The sequence below is a fragment of the Eggerthella sp. genome (genome assembly GCF_048329335.1).
GTDB lineage: Bacteria > Actinomycetota > Coriobacteriia > Coriobacteriales > Eggerthellaceae > Eggerthella > Eggerthella lenta.
Genome location: NZ_DBFEGU010000009.1, coordinates 1 through 1716, shown reverse-complemented (window position 1 = coordinate 1716; position 1716 = coordinate 1). Strand labels below are relative to the sequence as shown.

Here is a 1716-nt window from a genome sequence, read left to right as displayed (position 1 = left end):
CCACAAGCGCGCATGCGAGCGCCAGGAGCGCCGCGCAAAACAACACGGCGTTTCGTCGGGAAAAAGCGAAGGATTCGCGGAGTTGCGAACCGCTCATGTTTTGCATGATCATGCTCCTTGCAACTTGGAGGTGGTCACGGTATCATAGCAAACCGCACCTATTATACCGCGGAGAGCTGACCGAGAGGCCGAAGGTGCTCGCCTGCTAAGCGAGTACACCCCAAAAGGGTGTCTGGGGTTCGAATCCCCAGCTCTCCGCCACCGCATTTCAAACCCTCGTAAGAGGGTTTTCCTATTTCTTCCGCCAACGCCTGACACGGGAACCCGGAGTCGTCGTCTTCGCGGCCTTGATGCGGTACGCGGGGTTGTGGCGCAAAAACACCGCGCGGCATATCCGCGTCGCCGCAAGCCCGATAAGAGCCGTCAACAAAAAGCTGAACGACAGATCGAACACGGCTCCGTTGCGCTCGAGCCACGCGTAGGCGCACACCAGCAGGAAGAACGCCGAAACGGCGCCCGTGATAGCCGTGAATATCCTGATGAGCAGCTCTTTCGCTCGGTTCGGGGAATAGCGCCATGCGGCCACGATGTATACGATTGCCGCCACCACGGCCAACACGATAAGCATCGGGACGATGCGCAACAGTCGAGCGAACACGGAAAGTGCTCCTTTCCCAGGTCGGGATGCACGGGCATCCGGCAGCTTGCGTTGTCCGCATCATACCAGACCGGCGCGCGTTGCTCTCATATCATCGAGAAGAGCCATCTATTCGTCGATCTTAGCGTCGACGAACGTCGCAAACAGGTGGCACACCTCGCTTTTCCCGATGGGCTTCACGGCGAATCCGTCCATCCCGGCGTCGAGCGCGCGGCGGCGATCCTCCTCGTAGGCGTTCGCCGTGGTGGCGATGATAGGCGGCCGTGCGCGACCTGCTTCCCGGTAGCGTTCGACAACGAGTCGCGCCGCCTCGAGGCCGTCCATGCCGGGCATCTGGATATCCATGAACACGAGGTCGAAGCGCCCTTCGGGCGCGCCTTCAAGCAGATCGAGCACATCCAGGCCGTTCCAGGCGCGCTCGACCGTGGCGCCCGTCGAAGCGATGATCTCCTCCGCTATCTCGCCGATGATCTCGTTGTCTTCCGCAAGCAGCACGTGCACATGCTGCCAGGAGCATGACACCGCCGAAACCGCAGCATCCGAGCGCTCGGCCTCGATGGACTCCTCCAACTGCAGTTTGCACGCATCCCCTTCGCAAGCTTCGAACGGCAGCACCAACGTGAAACGCGATCCGCGCCCTCGCTCGCTTTGCACCTGTACGGTACCGCCCATGAGGTCGGCGAGGTTCTTAACGATGGACAAGCCCAGACCAGTCCCCTCCACCGATAAGCGCGTAGGCACCTCCTCGCGCTCGAACGGGTCGAACAAACGCGACATGAACTCTTTCGACATGCCTATGCCGTCATCTTCCACGATGAAGCGGATCAGGCGAATACACATATCGAAGCCGTCATGGCTGGTCGGCTCAAGCGAAAGACCGTGCTGGGCGGCATATTCCACGCGCTCGTCGCCCCTCAGCTCCTCGACGGCAAGGCTTACCGTCCCGCTCGGCTCGGTGTACTTGACGGCGTTGCCAAGCAGGTTGATGAGCACCTGGTTCACGTGCATCTCGTCACCCAGCACAAGCCCCTCTTCGACGTCGACGCGCAACACCGAGA

At 61.0% G+C, this 1716-nt stretch carries 2 protein-coding genes and 1 tRNA gene; 1 reads left to right on the top strand and 2 read right to left on the bottom strand.

The features are described 5' to 3' along the window. The first annotated feature begins 170 nt into the window (after positions 1-170). A tRNA-Ser gene (locus ACMO6A_RS00300) sits at positions 171-261 on the top strand. A gap of 31 nt (positions 262-292) precedes the next feature. Here ACMO6A_RS00300 and ACMO6A_RS00295 read toward each other — a convergent pair. Then, the gene (locus ACMO6A_RS00295) at positions 293-658 is read right to left on the bottom strand and encodes a hypothetical protein (protein ID WP_009305672.1); all 366 of its coding nucleotides are present in this window, start codon (positions 656-658) and stop codon (positions 293-295) included. A gap of 108 nt (positions 659-766) precedes the next feature. Next, positions 767-1716 (bottom strand): ATP-binding protein (locus ACMO6A_RS00290; protein WP_418470627.1); only part of this gene is annotated, 950 nt, incomplete at its 5' end.